The organism is Bradyrhizobium sp. WSM1417, assembly GCF_000515415.1.
In the GTDB taxonomy this organism is placed as follows: domain Bacteria; phylum Pseudomonadota; class Alphaproteobacteria; order Rhizobiales; family Xanthobacteraceae; genus Bradyrhizobium.
On the sequence record NZ_KI911783.1, the window covers coordinates 5242116 to 5259792 of the forward strand.

Annotated in this window: 16 protein-coding genes; all 16 read right to left on the reverse strand. The window is 64.4% G+C overall.

Annotated elements, in window-relative coordinates; genetic code table 11:
* Positions 1–10 precede the first annotated feature (10 nt).
* Entirely contained in the window at positions 11–1600 is a 1590-nt protein-coding gene (locus BRA1417_RS0125495; protein WP_027518236.1) for an ABC transporter substrate-binding protein, read from the reverse strand.
* Positions 1601–1731: 131 nt separating this feature from the next.
* Positions 1732–3015 carry an S-methyl-5-thioribose kinase gene (mtnK, locus tag BRA1417_RS0125500; RefSeq protein ID WP_027518237.1) on the reverse strand — a complete coding sequence of 428 codons (1284 nt, stop codon included), beginning with the start codon at positions 3013–3015 and terminating at the stop codon, positions 1732–1734.
* Positions 3016–3046: 31 nt separating this feature from the next.
* Positions 3047–3394, reverse strand: coding sequence for a hypothetical protein (locus BRA1417_RS0125505; RefSeq protein WP_027518238.1), 348 nt, complete (start codon positions 3392–3394; stop codon positions 3047–3049).
* A 30-nt stretch (positions 3395–3424) separates the two neighbouring features.
* Positions 3425–3700 carry a DUF1467 family protein gene (locus tag BRA1417_RS0125510; protein WP_027518239.1) on the reverse strand — a complete coding sequence of 92 codons (276 nt, stop codon included), beginning with the start codon at positions 3698–3700 and terminating at the stop codon, positions 3425–3427.
* Between the two features lie 9 nt (positions 3701–3709).
* Positions 3710–4114 carry a methylmalonyl-CoA epimerase gene (gene mce, locus BRA1417_RS0125515; RefSeq protein ID WP_027518240.1) on the reverse strand — a complete coding sequence of 135 codons (405 nt, stop codon included), beginning with the start codon at positions 4112–4114 and terminating at the stop codon, positions 3710–3712.
* 13 nt (positions 4115–4127) lie between these two features.
* Positions 4128–5798: a ribonuclease J gene (locus BRA1417_RS0125520; RefSeq protein WP_027518241.1), complete on the reverse strand. Its 1671-nt coding sequence runs from the start codon at positions 5796–5798 to the stop codon at positions 4128–4130.
* Positions 5798–6604: a biotin--[acetyl-CoA-carboxylase] ligase gene (locus tag BRA1417_RS0125525; RefSeq protein ID WP_027518242.1), complete on the reverse strand. Its 807-nt coding sequence runs from the start codon at positions 6602–6604 to the stop codon at positions 5798–5800. Before BRA1417_RS0125525 ends, BRA1417_RS0125520 begins: the two co-directional genes overlap by 1 nt.
* A 1-nt stretch (position 6605) precedes the next feature.
* Positions 6606–8042, reverse strand: a complete 1437-nt coding sequence (nuoN, locus tag BRA1417_RS0125530; RefSeq protein ID WP_027518243.1) for an NADH-quinone oxidoreductase subunit NuoN — start codon at positions 8040–8042, stop codon at positions 6606–6608.
* Positions 8043–8064: 22 nt separating this feature from the next.
* Positions 8065–9573, reverse strand: coding sequence for an NADH-quinone oxidoreductase subunit M (locus tag BRA1417_RS0125535; RefSeq protein WP_027518244.1), 1509 nt, complete (start codon positions 9571–9573; stop codon positions 8065–8067).
* 1 nt (position 9574) lies between these two features.
* Positions 9575–11674, reverse strand: coding sequence for an NADH-quinone oxidoreductase subunit L (gene nuoL / locus BRA1417_RS0125540; RefSeq protein WP_027518245.1), 2100 nt, complete (start codon positions 11672–11674; stop codon positions 9575–9577).
* 61 nt (positions 11675–11735) lie between these two features.
* The gene (gene nuoK / locus BRA1417_RS0125545) at positions 11736–12044 is read right to left on the reverse strand and encodes an NADH-quinone oxidoreductase subunit NuoK (protein WP_007603558.1); all 309 of its coding nucleotides are present in this window, start codon (positions 12042–12044) and stop codon (positions 11736–11738) included.
* A complete protein-coding gene (locus tag BRA1417_RS0125550) occupies positions 12041–12679 on the reverse strand; it encodes an NADH-quinone oxidoreductase subunit J (protein WP_027518246.1) in 639 nt (212 codons plus the stop codon). Before BRA1417_RS0125550 ends, nuoK begins: the two co-directional genes overlap by 4 nt.
* A 9-nt stretch (positions 12680–12688) precedes the next feature.
* Positions 12689–13177, reverse strand: coding sequence for an NADH-quinone oxidoreductase subunit NuoI (nuoI, locus tag BRA1417_RS0125555; RefSeq protein WP_026232873.1), 489 nt, complete (start codon positions 13175–13177; stop codon positions 12689–12691).
* 14 nt (positions 13178–13191) lie between these two features.
* A complete protein-coding gene (gene nuoH / locus BRA1417_RS0125560) occupies positions 13192–14259 on the reverse strand; it encodes an NADH-quinone oxidoreductase subunit NuoH (protein ID WP_007603555.1) in 1068 nt (355 codons plus the stop codon).
* 4 nt (positions 14260–14263) lie between these two features.
* A complete protein-coding gene (gene nuoG, locus BRA1417_RS0125565; RefSeq protein WP_027518248.1) occupies positions 14264–16339 on the reverse strand; it encodes an NADH-quinone oxidoreductase subunit NuoG in 2076 nt (691 codons plus the stop codon).
* Between the two features lie 5 nt (positions 16340–16344).
* On the reverse strand, positions 16345–17670 hold the full coding sequence (gene nuoF / locus BRA1417_RS0125570) for an NADH-quinone oxidoreductase subunit NuoF (RefSeq protein WP_027518249.1): 1326 nt from the start codon (positions 17668–17670) through the stop codon (positions 16345–16347).
* Between the last annotated feature and the right edge of the window lie 7 nt (positions 17671–17677).

The window sequence follows — 17677 nt, forward strand, 5'->3', positions numbered from 1 at the left end:
AGAGCGCGTGTCACTTCGCGGGCGAGGTCTCGTCGACCCAGAGGTCTTCGACGTTCTGATGGGTGAGTTCCGTCGCGTTCAGCTGAATTCCCTTGAGCCACGGCTGCACCGCCATGACGGCCTTGTTGTAGTTGAAGAACCAGACCGGCGCCTCTTCGTAGAGAACAGCATTGGCCTTTTGCAGCAGCTGGGTACGCTTCGCAGCGTCATCGGACTGACCGGCCTCGTCGATCAGCTTGTCGAACTCGGCATTCTTGAAGTTCATGTAGTTGCAGGCCGACTGCGGTGTCGCCGAGTGGAAGCATTTGAGGGCGGCCTGGGGATCGGGTCCGGTCGCCTGCGAATAGACAAACGCCTGGTAGTCGCCGCTGCGAACCACCTCCGCCAGCACCGCGGTTTCGACCTGCTTGACCTTCGCCTTGATGCCCACCCTGTCCAGCATCGGGATCACGGCCGAGACGATCGGCAGACCCCAGCTCTCGTTCTGGCTGGTGGTCCATTCGAATTCGAAGCCCGAGGGATAGCCGGCGTCAGCGAGCAGCTGCTTGGCCTTGGCGGGATCGAAGGCGTAGGGCTTCAAGGCCTTGTCGTAGGCGGAAGAGGTGAGCGGCAGCCAGCTGGTGGCGCGATAGGCCTTGCCCTTGACCAGCTTGTTGATGATCAGGTCGGTGTCGATCGCGTAGTTGATCGCCTGCCGGACCCGCTTGTCGGCGAACGGCTTGAACGCGGGATTCATCCCCATGTAGCGGGTGAAGACCTCGGCGACTTCGACCACGGTGCCCTTGAGGTCGGCGTCGTTCTGATAGGCGACATATTGCGCCGGTCCCAGCACCGAGGTGTCGATCTCCTTGTTGCGGAAGGCGACATCGCGGGCCGCGGCCTCGCCCATGACCGACACGATGATCTTGTCGGCGTAGGGCTTGCCGGGCTTGTAGAACCGGTCCCAGCGTTCCAGAACGATGCGCGATCCCGGCACGTGCTCGACGAATTTGAAGGGCCCTAGACCGATCGGCTTCTGGAGAAAGCTCTCCTTGGCGGCTTCGTCGGCGGGATAGATCGACGTGATCGCGTTCCAGAAGTAGAAGCCCGGATCGACTTTCTCGGTCAGCTTCATCTCGATGGTGAAGTCGTCGATCTTCTTCAGGCCGGAGATCTCCTTGGCCTGGCCCTTCTCGACCGCCGCCGCGCCCTCGATCACGCGGACATAGCGCGCGCCGGGATAAGCCTTGGTGCCGTCCATGATGCGGTTGTAGGTCCAGATGACGTCGTCGGCCGTCATCTTGCGGCCGTTGTGGAAATAGGCGTCGTCGCGCAGCTTGAAGGTGTGAACGAGACCTCCGCCCGAGACGACGTCCTCCTTGGCAAGCTCCAGCACCGGCTTGCCTTCCGTGGAATTCCAGATGTACAGCGACCGGTGCAGGGCCTTGGCGTAGATCTCGTCCTGGGCGCGCTGCGTGGTAAGAATGTCCAGGCTGGTGAAACTCGAGCCATAAGGCGCGGTCATGCGGATGGTTCCGCCCTTGCGCGGGGTCTGGGCCTCCGCCGAGGCCGCCAGTGCCAGCCCCAGACCCGCGACGATCGCCACTATCCTGAACATCATGGTCCCTCCGACAACGCAAGCCGTGCTCTGGTCCGAGAGTTGACCATCCACGGCGGGTCGAGCGCAAGCGCCTTGAAGGGGTTGACGTATGCGAGCGTCGCGCGGGCCTCGCCGATTTGCGAAGACGCCCGCTAGAACTCCGGCTGCCAGTCGCGCAATTTTCGCGCCGCACCAGTGACGTCCGCGATGGTTGGAAACACCCCCGCCTCCAGCATCATCGTCCTTGCCAGCCTCACGGCGCGTGCTTCGCTGACCGCGCGCCGGCGCGGATCCTCGATCAGCTCGAAATCGATATTGTGGGCGAGGCCGAAAATGCGGCGGATGGTTTTTGCCGCGGCGAAGCCGACCGTGTCCGCGAACAGCCGCTGCATGTAGGCCTGCCGCTCGGCCTCCAGCCGTGCCGCGCCTGTCTCGCCGGCGAAGAGCGAGGCGGGATAGGCATCGCCTGCGGCGCCGGCGCGCCAGAGCTCGAGGAACTTGCGCGCGAACACGTTCCAGACCTGCTCGACCGTCTCCAGCACCCAGGCCTCGAACGCACGCCGCTCGCCCGGCGAGCGTTCGTGGCCGGCGGAGGCAAAATAGGCCATCAGCAGGTTGGCCAGCACGGCGCCGACATCGAAACCCATCGGGCCGTAGAATGCGAATTCGGGGTCGATCACCCGCGTCTCGCCGTCCGTCACCATGATCGAGCCGGTGTGCAGGTCGCCGTGGAGCAGCGCCTCGGGGCTCGCCATGAATTTGAGCTTCAGCCGGGAGATCGCGACATGCAATTCCATGTCCTCGCGCAGCTCTACGGCGAGCGCATCGAGATATGGCGCGGTCCAGCGGTTCTGCTCGGCGATCCGGTAGGGATCGGTGAAGATCAGATCCTCGGTGATCTTGCACAGCGCATGGTTGCCGGCGAAGGCTGCGATGCCCTGCTTCTTCTCGGCCGCCGATAGCGCGAGGTCGGAGGTGAAGAACAATGTCCGCGCCATGAAGGTGGTGATGTCATCGACAAAGCGCGGATATCGCGTCCCCGCAACCATCCCCTTACGCATGATGATATGGGGCTCGAGCAGCTCCATCACCGTCAGCGCCAGGGCCTCGTTGTGATGCAGCAGCGCCGGCACGAGGCCGGGCGCGAGCTCGGCCTGCCGCGACAAAGCAAGATATTCGTAATGCGCCCGGGACAGCGGCAGCGGCCAGCTCTCGCCGACCAAGCGGACATAGGGCAGCGCCTGCTTCACGGCGACGCCGCCGCGGCTACCCTTGACGATGAAGACGAGATTGAGATTGCCGTCGCCGACTTCCGTGATCGACCAGGAGGCCGGCTCGCCGCCGAGGGTCGCAGCGATATCCGCAACGCCTGCGAGATAATCCCGCAACGCCGCCTCATGCAGAATCCGATAATCCCCTGCCCGGTCTCCGGTCATGACGATCCCATCCCATATAGGGGCCGGATCGTTACTCCCGCTCCAGGAAGCTCGAGCCGATCTCGGCCTTTCTTTTGATCGGATCGTAATCACAATAGACGCTGTCCGCCACCAGCGTGTAGCTGGCGCTGACGGTGTATTTGTCTGTTTTGACCGAGTTCAGGCCGATCACCGCGGTGCTCTTGCCGCCGTTCCACTTGAACGGCGTCGAGCTCTTGGCCTGCTCGCAGGCGACCACGGCCTCGTTGAAGACGTAGCCCTCGACGAACGCCTTCAGGGTGCGCACCTGCACGGCCATCTTCCACTCGAAATAGCCGATGGCACCGAGGCCGGCGACGATCAGCACCAGAAGCGCGACGACGATCCGCTGAAAAGTCATTGGTCCCCCAACAAAGCCAACCAAACATTCTTAGAACGGCATGCCCATCAATTTCGACAGGCGTTCGATCGAGAGATAGCCGGCATGATAGGCAACCATGGCGATCCCGTAGATGATCGCCGAGATGATCGTGGTCCAGATCAGCTTGCTCCTCATGCGCGTCAGGATCGGCGCGCCGGGGTCGCTGCCCGGCACTCCGACGCCGTCCTCGTGCTGGCTGCGCACGCCGAACGGCAGCGTCAGGAACAGCGCGACCCACCAGATGACGAAGTAGATCGCGATTGCGGTTGAGATCTGGATGGCCATGGCTTCGGCCTATGCCTGCTCGATTTCGACCAGCGCGCCGGAAAAGTCCTTCGGGTGCAGGAACAGCACCGGCTTGCCGTGGGCGCCGATCTTCGGCACGCCGTCGCCGAGCACCCTTGCGCCCTCCTTCACCAGCGTGTCGCGCGAGGCGATGATGTCGACCACCTCGTAGCAGACGTGGTGGATGCCGCCGTCGGCGTTGCGGTCGAGGAACTTTGCGATCGGCGAGGCCTCGCCGAGCGGCTCGATGAACTCGATCTTGGTGTTGGGCAGCGTCGCGAACACGGTGATGACGCCATGCTCGGGCAGCGCGACGGCCTCCGAGATCTGGGCCCCGAACGCAGCGCCATAGATTTTGGCGGCCTTGACGGCGTCCTTGGTCGCGATCGCGACATGGTTGAGCCGGCCCAGCATCGTTCTTCTCCCGTTACACTGTCAGGACGTGTACCAGACAGGGGGGCTTTTTGCCCCAATGTTCGTTGATCACGGAGCGGACAGCGCGTCGCACCGACTCAGCCAGTGCATCCGCGTCGCGACGGCGCGCCTTCGGCAGGCCCTCGACGGTGGAGACCACGGCGTCGAAGACGATGTCGTCGAAGGGCTCGCCCGCTTTGTTCTTCTCGGGGATGCCGACCAGTTCGACCGCGGGATCGTCGGCAAGCTCGCCCTGCTCCGTCATGACGATGGCGACAAAGGCGCAGCCGGAGAACGCCATGCGGCGCCGCTCGATCACCGCGCGGGACTTGGAGTCCTCCAGAATCGTGCCGTCCTTGTAGAGACGGCCCGCGGGCACTTGCCCAATGATGCCGGGATCGCCGGGGCCGAGCTTGACGAGATCGCCGTTGCGGCAAACCAGCACGCGCGGCACGCCGGCGGCACGCGCTAGCTTGGCGTGCTCGTTCAGGTGCAGGGCCTCGCCATGGACCGGGATCAGGAGCTGCGGCCTGGTCCAGGCGATCATGTCGCGCAATTCGTCGCGGCGGGGATGACCGGAGACATGGACCAGCTGGTCGCGGTCGGTGATGACCTCCACGCCCTGCAAGACCAGGCCATTGATGATGGCGCCGACCGCCTTCTCGTTGCCGGGAATGGTGCGCGAGGAGAAGATCACGCTATCGCCGCGGTTGAGCGTGATCTCGGGATGGTCGTCATTGGCGATGCGCGCCAGCGCGGCACGCGGCTCGCCCTGGCTGCCGGTGCAGAGCGCCAGCACCTTGTCCTGCGGCAGATGACCGTAGACGTCGGGGGAGCGGAAGCTCTGCACGCCATCGAGATAGCCGGTCTCGCGCGCGACCTGCACGACGCGTTCCATGGCGCGGCCGACCACGACGACCTCACGGTCGGCGGCTTTCGCGGCGATGGCGACGGCCTTGAGGCGCGCGACGTTGGAGGCAAAGGTCGTGACCGCGACGCGGCCCTTGGCGGCCTTGACGAGCTCGGTGATGGATTTTGCAACCTCGGCTTCCGAGGGTGAGCGGCCGTCGCGCACGGCGTTGGTGGAATCGCCGATCAAGGCGAGCAGGCCCGCATCGCCGAGCTCACGCAGCCGCTTTTCGTCAGTCGGGCGGCCGATGATCGGGGTCGGATCGATCTTCCAATCGCCGGTGTGCAGCACCGTGCCGACTTCGGTGTGAATCGCCAACGCATGCGACTCCGGAATCGAATGCGCGACCGGAATGAACTCGACGTTGAACGGGCCGATATCGACGCGCCCGCCTGACGGCACCACCGTCACCGGGATCTTCGGCGCATTGCGCTCGGCGGCGCACTTGGCCTCGAACAGCGCGGCGCTGAACTGGGTCGCGTAGATCGGGCATTTCAGCTTCGGCCACAGGTCGATGATGGCGCCGAAATGGTCCTCATGGGCGTGGGTCAGCACCAGGCCCATCAGGTTCTTGCGTTCCTTCTCCAGGAAGCTGACATCCGGCATGATCAGGTCGATGCCCGGCAGATGCTCCTCGTCGCCGAAGGAGACGCCGAGATCGATCGCCAGCCAGGCCCGCTGCTGGCGGTTGCCGAGGCCGTAGATCGACAAATTCATGCCGATCTCACCGACGCCGCCGAGCGGTGCAAATACCAGTTCTTCAGGCTTCGCCATCACGCAGCTCCAACGGAGGCGGCCGTGCCGAAGAACACCTCGCCCGCGGCCACCGGCACGCGCCGGCCCTCCGGGGTGCGGACGATCAGGCAGCCGGTGTCGTCGATCGTGTCAAAAATGCCTTCCAGCGTCATCACTCCCGTGTGGATCGCGACCCGCTCGCCGAGGCCGGCAGCGCGCTCCAGCCACAATTTGCGAATTTCGGCAAAGCCGCGACCATTGTCCCAGATACCGCGGAATTCCACCCAGGCGTCCGAGAGCGCCGAGAACAACTCCTCCGCGCTGATCTGGACGCCGAGCGCGGACAGTGACACCGCCGGTGTGGGCGTGCCCTCGGGCGCGGCGACGACGTTGGTGCCGATGCCGACGACGATGGCAAGACGCTCGCCGATGGCTTCGGCCTCCAGGCCGATGCCGACCAGCTTCTTGCCGCCGGCCAGCACGTCGTTCGGCCATTTCAGGGTGTAGCGGAGACGGCCCTCGCCGAGGCGCAGTGCAGCCTCCAGGCTGACCTTCTCCAGCGCGGCCTCCTCGGCCAGCCCAGCCGCAAAGCCGATCGTCGCGGCGACGGAAGGGGCGACGTCGAGGACTTCGAGGACGCTGGCTGCGAGGTTACCCTTCGGTGCGATCCAGGCGCGTTGGCGGCGGCCACGGCCGGCGGTCTGCTCCGACGTCACGAACCACATCGGGCCGCGTTCGCCGCCCCTCGCGCGCTCGATCGCCTCGGTATTGGTCGAGCCGGTCCGTTCGAAAGCTGCGAGCTTGTAGCCCGCCGACGCCGCACGAGGACCGAGCGCGAATGCCATCCTAGAACAGCGACTTGGCGGCGGCGGAAGCGACGCTCACCACCGGGCCCGCGAACAGGGCGAACAGGATGTTGAACAGGCCCGCGACCGCCAGCACCGTCTTGACCTCGACGCGCACCGGATCGACCTGACCGGCCGGCTCGTCGAAATACATCGTCTTGACGATGCTCAGATAGTAGTAGGCGCCGACCACGCTGGTCAGCACGCCGATGACGGCGAGCGTGAACAGGTTCGCCTTGATGGCGGCGACGAAGACATACCATTTGGCAAAGAAGCCGGCGAGCGGCGGGATGCCGGCGAGCGAGAACAGGAGCATCGCGAACATGAAGGCGAGCAGCGGATTGGTCCGCGACAGACCTGCGAAATCGCTGATCTGCTCGACCGGCTGGCCGTTGCGCTTCATGGCCAGGATGATGGCGAAGGAGCCCAGCGTCATCGCGACATAGATCACGATGTACATCAAGACGCCCTGCGCGCCCTCGACCGTGCCCGCCGCGAGGCCGACCAGGGCAAAGCCCATATGGCCGATCGAGGAATAGGCCATCAGGCGCTTGATGTTGCTCTGGCCGATCGCGGCGAACGAGCCCAGCGCCATCGAGGCGATCGCCACGAACACCAGGATCTGCTGCCACTGCGAGACGATGCCCGGGAATGCTGTCAACGTAACGCGGGTGAAGACCGCGAGCGCGGCCACTTTCGGCGCCGAGGCGAAGAAGGCTGTCACGGGCGTCGGCGCGCCCTCGTAGACGTCGGGCGTCCACATGTGGAACGGCACGGCCGAGACCTTGAAGCAGAGGCCGGCAAGCAGGAAGACCAGGCCGAACACCAGGCCGACATTCGAGATCGTCGCGGACGCCGCGATGCCGGTGAAGGCGACGGTGCCGGTGAAGCCGTAGATCAGCGAGGAGCCGTAGAGCAGCATGCCCGAGGACAGCGCGCCGAGCACGAAGTACTTCAGGCCGGCTTCGGTCGACTTGGCGTTGTCGCGGTTGGAGGCCGCGACGACGTAGAGCGCCAGCGACATCAATTCGAGGCCGAGATAGAGCGAGATCAGGTCGCCGGCCGAGATCAGCACCATCATGCCGAGAGTCGAGAGCAGCACCAGGATCGCGTATTCGAAGATGCGGCGCGACGGATCCGACAGGAACTCGGTCGACAGCACCAGCGTCACCGCCGAGCCGATCAGGGCCAGGATCTTCATGAAGCGGGCAAAATCATCGACGATGAAGCTGCCGCCGAAGGTCACGTGCTTGCCCGCGGGCAACATGTATTCGAGCACGCCGACCACGATCAGGAGCAGCACCGCAAGCGTCGTGACCGTCTTGGTGGTCTCCTGCCCGCGATAGGCGCCGAGCATCAGGAGTGCCATGGCCCCGACCGCGAGCACGAGCTCGGGCAGCACCGGCGCCAGTTGATAACCTGCAGTCTCAAAGCTCATGGCGATATCCTGACCTGCCCGCTCACTGGAGCAGTGCGGCGGCCTTCACGGCCGTCACAGCGGTGTTGTAATTATTGACGAGTTGCTGGACCGAGGCCGCCGACATGTCGAGCACCGGCTTCGGATAGATGCCGAACAGGATCGTCAGCGCGATCAGCGGGAACAGCGTCAGGCCCTCCCGGAAGGTGAGATCCTTCATGCTCGCCAGCGACGGCTTGACCAGCGCCCCGAACACGACCTTGCGGTAAAGCCACAGCGCATAGCAGGCCGACAGGATCACGCCGAAGGTGGCGAAGAACGCGGTCGGGATCGAGACCTTGAAGGTGCCGAGCAGCGTCATGAACTCGCCGACGAAGCCGGAGGTGCCGGGCAGACCGACATTGGCCATGGTGAAGACCATGAAGGTCAGCGCGTAGAGCGGCATCCGGTTGACGAGGCCGCCATAGGCCGCGATCTCGCGGGTGTGCATGCGGTCGTAAACGATGCCGACGCAGAGGAACAGCGCGCCGGAGACGATGCCGTGCGAGATCATCTGGAACACGCCGCCGGCGACGCCCTGCATGGTGCCGGCGAAGATGCCCATGGTGACGAAGCCCATATGCGCCACCGAGGAGTACGCGATCAGCTTCTTCATGTCCTCCTGCATCAGCGCCACCAGCGAGGTGTAGATGATGGCAATGACCGAGAGCGTGAACATCAACGGCGCGAAGTCATGCGAGGCCAGCGGGAACATCGGCAGCGAGAAACGCAGGAAGCCGTAGCCGCCCATTTTCAGCATGATCGCAGCCAGGACCACCGAGCCTGCGGTCGGCGCCTCGACGTGGGCGTCGGGGAGCCAGGTGTGCACCGGCCACATCGGCATCTTCACCGCGAACGAGGCGAAGAAGGCAAGCCACGCCCAGGTCTGCAGTGAGCGCGGCACGGCGGTGTGCATCAGGGTCGGGATGTCGGTGGTGCCGCCGTTCCAGTACAGCGCCATGATGGCGAGCAGCATCAGGACCGAGCCGAGCAGCGTGTAGAGGAAGAACTTGAAGGACGCATAGACCCGGCGCGGACCGCCCCAGACGCCGATGATCAGGAACATCGGGATCAGGCCGCCTTCGAAGAACAGGTAGAACAGCACGAGATCGAGCGCCGAGAAGGTGCCGATCATCAGCGTTTCCAGGATCAGGAACGCCATCATGTATTCGCGGACGCGGTTGGTGATCGCCTTCCAGCTCGCGATGATGCAGAACGGCATGATGGCGGTGGTCAGGATCACCAGCGGCAACGAAATGCCGTCCACACCCATGTGATAGGTGATGCCGGTAGCAAGCCAGTTCGCCTTCTCGACGAACTGGAAGTCGGCGCTCGACGCATCGAACCGCATGACCAGGATCACCGACACCGCGAAGGTGATCAGCGTGGTCCACAGCGCGATCCAGCGCGAGTTGCGCCTGCTAGCCTCGTCATCGCCGCGGCTGAGATAGACGATCAGCGCGCCGACCAGCGGCAGGAACGTCGTGACGGATAGAATTGGCCAGGTCGTCATTTTACTGGCCCCCAAAGCCGAACATGAACCAGGTGATCAGGCCGGCGGCACCGATCAGCATGGCGAACGCGTAGTGGTAGAGATAGCCGGTCTGGATTTTCACGACGTTGCGGGTGACGTCCAGCACCCGGGCAGAGACGCCGTCGGGACCGAGGCCGTCGATGATGAAGCCGTCGCCCTTCTTCCAGAGCTGGTAGCCGATCCACTTCGCCGGACGGACGAAGATGATGTCGTAGAGCTCGTCGAAGTACCATTTGTTGAGCAGGAACTTGTACAGCATCGGCTGCGTGTTCGCGAGTTCGACCGGCAGATAAGGCCGGCGGATGTAGAACAGGTATGACACCAGGAAGCCCAGCACCATCATCACCGTCGGCAGGAAGGCGATGGTCTCGGGGATGTGGTGCATCTCCTCGATGATGTGCGGGTTCATCTTCACGGATTCGCGGAAGAACTCCTCGATGCCGTGACCGGCGAACAGCTCCTTGAACGGGAAGCCGGCCAGGATGGAGCCGACCGCCAGCACACCGATCGGGATCAGCATCCAGATCGGCGCTTCATGCGCGGCCTCGTAGTGGTGATCGTCATGCGGCTCGCCGTGGAAGGTCTTGAAGATCAGGCGCCACGAGTAGAACGAGGTCAGGCCGGCCGCGACGACCGTCATCAGGAAGCCGTACATCGCGAACGGATTGTGCGAGGCGTAGGCCGACTCGATGATCGCGTCCTTGGAGAAATAGCCGGCGGTCAGTGGGAATCCCGTGAGCGCGAGCGTGCCGACCACCATCACCGCGTAGGTGTAGGGGATCTTGCGCCACAGGCCGCCCATGTTGCGGATGTCCTGCTCGTGGTGCATCGCGTAGATCACCGAGCCGGAGCCCAAGAACAACAGCGCCTTGAAGAAGGCGTGCGTGAACAAATGGAACATGCCGACCGAATAGGCCCCTGCTCCCATCGCCACGAACATGTAGCCGAGCTGCGAACAGGTCGAGTAGGCGACGATGCGCTTGATGTCGTTCTGGACCAGACCGATGGTCGCCGCGAAGAACGCCGTGGTGGCGCCGAAGAACATCACGACGGCCTGCGCGTTCGGCGCGAGCTCGAACAGTGGCGACAGGCGCGCCACCATGAAGACGCCGGCGGTGACCATGGTCGCAGCGTGGATCAGCGCCGACACCGGGGTCGGGCCTTCCATCGCGTCCGGCAACCAAGTGTGCAGCAGGAACTGCGCCGATTTGCCCATCGCGCCCATGAACAGCAGCAGGCAGGTCAGGGTCAGCGCGTCGGCGTGCCAGCCGAGGAAGTCGATGGTCTTGCCGGTCAGGCCCGGCGCGGCGTGGAAGATGGTCTCGAAATCGGTCGAGCCGGCCAGCAGGAAGATCGCGAAGATGCCGAGCGCGAAGCCGAAATCGCCGACGCGGTTGACCACGAAGGCCTTGATGGCGGCGGCGTTCGCCGACGGCTTCTGGTACCAGAAGCCGATCAGGAGGTAGCTCGCCAGACCCACGCCTTCCCAGCCGAAGAACAGCTGCACCAGGTTGTCCGCGGTCACCAGCATCAGCATCGCGAAAGTGAACAGCGAGAGATAGCCGAAGAAGCGCGGCCGGTTCGGGTCCTCGTCCATGTAGCCGATGGAATAGAGGTGCACGAGCGAGGACACGGTGGTCACCACCACCAGCATCACGGCGGTGAGCGTGTCGACCCGCAGCGTCCAGTAGACCTGGAGATCGCCGGACAGGATCCACGGCAGCAGCGGAATGCGCATGTCGTGGTGCATGAAGCCGACATCGACCAGCGTCATCCAGGACAGCGCCGCCGACACGAACAGCAATGCCGTGGTGATCAGCTCGGCGCCGCGCGAGCCCGCCGCGGGCGGCTCGGACACGTGGTGGTCGTCGTGACCGTCGCCGGGTTCGTGATGAGTTTCGTGAACGACCGACGCATCCTCGTTGATCGTGTCCGACGCATGGGCGTGCGCGCCATGGCCGTGATCATCGTGATGCTCGACCGTGTCGCCCGAGGGGTTGCGGGCATGCGCGCCGAACAGCGCGATGAGGCCGGCCAGAATGGCGCCCAGAAGAGGCAGAAAGACGATTGCCTGGACCATGATTTAATCTTTCCGCATGATCTGGTCGGAAAACCGGTGTCCACTTTTCCGGATCATGCGATCAGCCCTTCATCAGATTGACGTCCTCAACCGCGATCGAGCCGCGGTTGCGGAAATAGACCACCAGGATGGCGAGACCGATCGCGGCTTCAGCGGCCGCGACGGTGAGCACCAGGAGCGCGAAGACCTGCCCGACGATGTCGCCGAGGAAGGTCGAGAACGCCACGAGGTTGACGTTGACCGCGAGCAGGATCAGCTCGATCGACATCAGGATGACGATGATGTTCTTGCGATTGAGGAAGATGCCGAGGATCCCGAGCGTGAACAGGATCGCGCCGACCGCAAGATAGTGTCCGAGCCCGATCGTCATTTCACCCACTCCGCCGCGTCAGAATCCTGGAGCCCCTGCCCCGGCGCCACCTTGCGTATCGCCATCGCTATTTCGGGCGTGCGCGCGTTCTGAACGTTGATGTCCTGCCGCTTGACGCTCGCCTTGTGACGCAGTGTCAGCACGATAGCGCCGATCATCGCGACCAGCAGCACCATGCCCGAGAGCTGGAAGTAGTGGATGTACTTGGTATAGAGCACCAGGCCCAGCGCCTCGGTATTGGAGACGTTGGCCGGGATCGCCGCCGTGATCGTCTTGGCGACGCCGGGGTTGATGACCCAGAACCCGACCGTGAGCAGCAGCTCGAACAGGAAGATGCCGCCGATCACGAGGCCGACCGGGAGGTACTCGATGAAGCCCTCGCGCAGCTCGAGGAAATCGACGTCGAGCATCATGATCACGAACAGGAACAGCACGGCGACGGCGCCGACATAGACGACGATCAGGATCATCGCCAGGAACTCGGCGCCCATCAGCACGAACAGGCCAGAGGCGTTGACGAAGGCCAGGATCAGGTACAGCACGGAGTGCACGGGATTGCGCGAGACAATCACCATCACCGCCGAGGCGACGCAGACGCCGGCGAACAGATAGAAGAACAGCGCGGGAAGGATCATGCTCTCATCTCACCGGTACGGCGCATCGAGCTCGATCGCCTTCGCGATCTCGCGTTCCCAGCGGTCGCCATTGGCGAGCAGCTTGGCCTTGTCATAAAACAGTTCCTCGCGGGTCTCGGTCGCGAACTCGAAGTTCGGACCTTCGACGATGGCATCGACCGGACAGGCTTCCTGGCAGAGGCCGCAATAGATGCACTTCACCATGTCGATGTCGTAGCGCACGGTGCGGCGGGTGCCGTCGTTGCGGCGCGGGCCGGCCTCGATGGTGATGGCCTGCGCCGGGCAGACCGCTTCGCACAGCTTGCAGGCGATGCAGCGTTCCTCGCCGTTCGGATAGCGGCGCAACGCATGCTCGCCGCGGAAGCGCGGCGAGATCGGGCCCTTCTCGAAGGGATAGTTCAGCGTCGGCTTCGGCTGGAAGAAATAGCGCATGGCGAGGAAGAACGCCGAGACGAATTCCGACAACAGGAGCGAGCGTGCAGTGGCGTTGATGTTGATACCCATGACGGCCCTCACTTCGGCGCGATGCCGGCAAAGTGCAGCACACCGGCCACCACGATCACCATTGCCAGCGACAACGGCAGGAAGACCTTCCAGCCGAGGCGCATCAGTTGATCGTAGCGGTAGCGCGGCACGATCGCCTTGGCCATCGCGAACAGGAAGAACATGAAGAACAGTTTCAGCGAGAACCAGATGATGCCCGGCACCCAGTTGAAGGGCGGCAGGTCCACCGGCGGCAGCCAGCCTCCGAGGAACAGGATCGTCGCCATCGCGCACATCGTGGCGATCGCGACATACTCGCCGAGCATGAACAGAAGATACGGCGTCGAGCCGTACTCGACCATGAAGCCGGCGACGAGCTCGGATTCCGCTTCGACGAGGTCGAACGGCGGGCGGTTGGTTTCCGCCAGCGCCGAGACGTAGAAGATCACGAACATCGGGAACAGCGGCCAGACGTACCAGTTCAGGATCGTGAGCTGCGGCAACCCGATCAGGCTGGCGAGGCCGCGGACATGCTGCGCCTCGACCACGGCCGAGAGGTTCAGCGTGCCGGCGCAGAGCAGCACCGTGATGATGACGAAGCCGATCGAGACCTCGTAGGACACCATCTGCGCCGCCGAGCGCAGCGCCGCCAGGAACGGATATTTCGAGTTCGACGACCAGCCGGCCATGATGATGCCGTAGATCGACAGCGACGAGATCGCGAAGATGAAGAGGACGCCGACATTGATGTCGGAGATCACCCAGCCGAGATTGGTCGGGATCACCGCCCAGGCGGCGAGCGCGAGCACGCATGAGACCAAGGGAGCAAGGAGAAACACGCCCTTGTTGGCGCCGGACGGGATGATCGGCTCCTTCAGCACGAACTTCAGGAGGTCGGCGAAGGATTGCAGTAGGCCCCAGGGACCCACCACGTTAGGGCCGCGGCGGATCTGCACCGCCGCCCAGATCTTGCGGTCGGCGAGCAGGATGTAGGCGATCGCCACCAGCAGGACGACCAGCACCAGGACGCTCTCCGCGATCATGATGATCAGCGGCCAGAGGAACCCGGTCCAGAAGGCGCTTTCGAAGAATTCCATCAGCTCACTCCGCTGCGGTCAGCATCTGCCCGGAGGCAAGCCGCGAACACTCCGCCATCACGGCGGACGCACGCGCGATTGGGTTGGTCAAATAGAAGTCCTCGACGAGCGGCTTGAACGGGGCCTTCTCCGTCGTGCCGCCCTTCCCCGCGAGCTTCTTGATCTGGTCGGCCGCGCCGGCCTCGATCTGGTCCAGACGGATCAGATGCGGCACAGCCTTGAAGATCGCCTGGCGCAGGGCCGAAAGCGAGTCATAGCCGAGCTTCTTGCCGAGCGCCTCCGACAGCGCGCGGACGATCGCCCAGTCCTCGCGGGCCTCACCCGGCGGGAATGCGGCCCGTCCGGTCATTTGCACGCGGCCTTCGGTGTTGACGTAGATCGCGGACTTCTCAGTATAGGCGGCTGCCGGCAGGATCACGTCGGCGCGATGGGCGCCGCGGTCGCCGTGGGTGCCGATATAGACGACGAAGGTGCCGTCTGACGGCTTGATCTCGTCCGCGCCGAGCAGGAACAGCAGATCGAGCGTCCCGAACGTCGTCATCTGCACTGCGTTCAGCCCGCCCTGACCGGCGACAAAGCCGATGTCGAGCGCACCGACGCGCGAAGCGCTCTCATGCAAGACACCAAAGCCGTTCCAGCCGTCCTTGAGCGCACCGACGTCGAGCGCGAGCTTGGCGGCGGCGCCGAGAATGGCGGCGCCGTCGTGGCGCGAGGCGGCGCCAGCACCGACCAGGATGATCGGGTTCTTGGCGTTCTTCAGCACGTCCATGAAGGAGTGCTTGCCGGCCGCGAGCTCACCGAGCGTGTCGGTGCCTGCGCCGAGGTGATCATAGTCGTACGTGAGGTCGGGCTTGGCGCCGATCACGCCGACCTTGAAGCCGCCGGCGCGCCAGCGCTTGCGGATGCGGGCGTTGAACACGGCCGCCTCTTTCCGCGGATTGGCGCCGATGATGAGCAGCGCATCGGCCTGCTCGACGCCGGCGAGCGTCGGATTGAAGATATAGGAGCCGCGGCCGAGCGCGGGATCGAAGGCGTCGCCGCCCTGCACCGCCAGATTGGCCGAGCCGTATTTGGCCAGCAGATCCTTCAGCGCGAACATCTCTTCGACGCCGGCGAGGTCGCCCGCGATCGCGCCGATCCGCTTGCCGTCGGTGCGCGCCGCCTTGGAGGCAATCGCGGCAAAGGCCTCGGGCCAGCTCGCCGCGCGCAGCTTGCCGGCTTCGCGGATATAGGGCCGGTCGAGGCGCTGGGTGCGCAGGCCGTCGACGACGTGACGGGTCTTGTCGGAGATCCACTCCTCGTTCACGGCCTCGTTGACGCGCGGCAGGATACGCATCACTTCGCGGCCGCGGGTGTCGACGCGGATCGCAGATCCCACGCCGTCCATCACGTCGATCGACTGGGTCTTGCCGAGCTCCCACGGGCGCGCGGCGAAGGCATAGGGCTTCGAGGTCAGCGCGCCGACCGGGCAGATATCGACGAGATTGCCCTGAAGCTCCGACGTCAGCGCGTGCTCGAGATAGGTCGTGATCTCCATATCCTCGCCGCGGCCGGTCGCGCCCATTTCGGGGGCGCCGGCGACTTCCGCCGAGAAGCGGACGCAACGGGTGCACTGGATGCAGCGGTTCATCGAGGTCTTGACCAGTGCGCCGAGATATTTGTCCTCGACCGCGCGCTTGTTCTCGGCGAAGCGGCTGGTGTCGACACCGTAGCCCATCGCCTGGTCCTGCAGGTCGCACTCGCCGCCCTGGTCGCAGATCGGGCAATCCAGCGGATGGTTGATGAGGAGGAATTCCATCACGCCTTCGCGCGCCTTCTTCACCATCGGCGAACGGGTGGAGATTTCCGGCGGCTCGCCCTTGGGACCCGGACGGCAATCGCGCACGCCCCAGGCGCAGCTCGCGACCGGCTTCGGGCCGCCCTTCACCTCGACGAGGCACATCCGGCAATTGCCGGCGATCGACAGCCGCTCGTGATAGCAGAAGCGCGGAATCTCGGCGCCGGCCGCCTCGCACGCCTGGAGCAGCGTGTATTCGGCGGGGACATCGATCTCTTTACCGTCGATGATGAGCTTGGTCATTGTCTCTACTCCGCCGCGACCATGTTCACGGGATCGCGGACGCCGGCATCGTCAATGTCGGCCTTGTGCGAATATTGGTCGATGCGCGCTTCGATCTCATGACGGAAATGCGCGATCAGGCCCTGGATCGGCCACGCCGCCGCGTCGCCGAGCGCGCAGATGGTGTGGCCTTCGACCTGTTTGGTGACTTCCAGCAGCATGTCGATTTCGCGCTTGTGGGCGCGACCGTCTGCCATGCGGGTCAAGACGCGCCACATCCAGCCGGTGCCCTCGCGGCACGGCGTGCACTGGCCGCAGCTCTCGTGCTTGTAGAAATAGGAGATGCGGGCGATGGCGCGGATCAAATCGGTCGACTTGTCCATCACGATCACGGCCGCGGTGCCGAGGCCCGAGCGCAGCTTGCTCAAGGAGTCGAAATCCATCGGCGTGTCGATGATCTGCTCGGCCGGCACCATGCGCACCGAGGAGCCGCCGGGGATCACGGCCTTGAGGTTGTCCCAGCCGCCGCGGATGCCGCCGCAATGCTTCTCGATCAGCTCACGGAACGGAATGCCCATGGCTTCTTCGACGTTGCAGGGCCGCTCGACATGGCCGGAGATGCAGAACAGCTTGGTGCCTACATTGTTGGGACGGCCGATGCCGGCGAACCACGCCGCACCACGGCGCAGAATGTCCGGCGCGACCGCGATCGACTCGACATTGTTGACGGTGGTGGGGCAGCCATACAGGCCGACATTGGCCGGGAACGGCGGCTTCAAGCGCGGCTGGCCCTTCTTGCCTTCGAGGCTCTCGAGCAGCGCGGTTTCCTCGCCGCAGATATAGGCGCCGGCGCCGTGGGCGACGTAGATGTCGAACGGCCAGCCGTTGACATTGTCCTTGCCGACCAGCTTGGCCTCATAGGCCTGGTCGATCGCCGCCTGGAGATGCTCGCGCTCGCGGATGAACTCGCCGCGGACATAGATGTAGCAGGCATGGGCGTTCATCGCGCAGCTGGCGATCAGGCAGCCCTCGATCAGGAGATGCGGATCGTGCCGCATGATCTCGCGATCCTTGCAGGTCCCGGGCTCGGATTCGTCGGCGTTGACGACGAGATAGCTCGGCCGGCCGTCGGTCGATTCCTTGGGCATGAACGACCATTTCAGGCCGGTCGGGAAGCCGGCGCCACCGCGGCCGCGCAGCCCCGACGCCTTCATCTCATTGATGATCCAGTCACGGCCCTTGTCGATGATGTTCTTCGTGCCATCCCAGGCGCCGCGGCGCCGCGCGCCCTCGAGCCCCCAATCGTGGAGGCCGTAGAGGTTCTTGAAGATGCGGTCCTTGTCCTCGAGCATGTCAGTG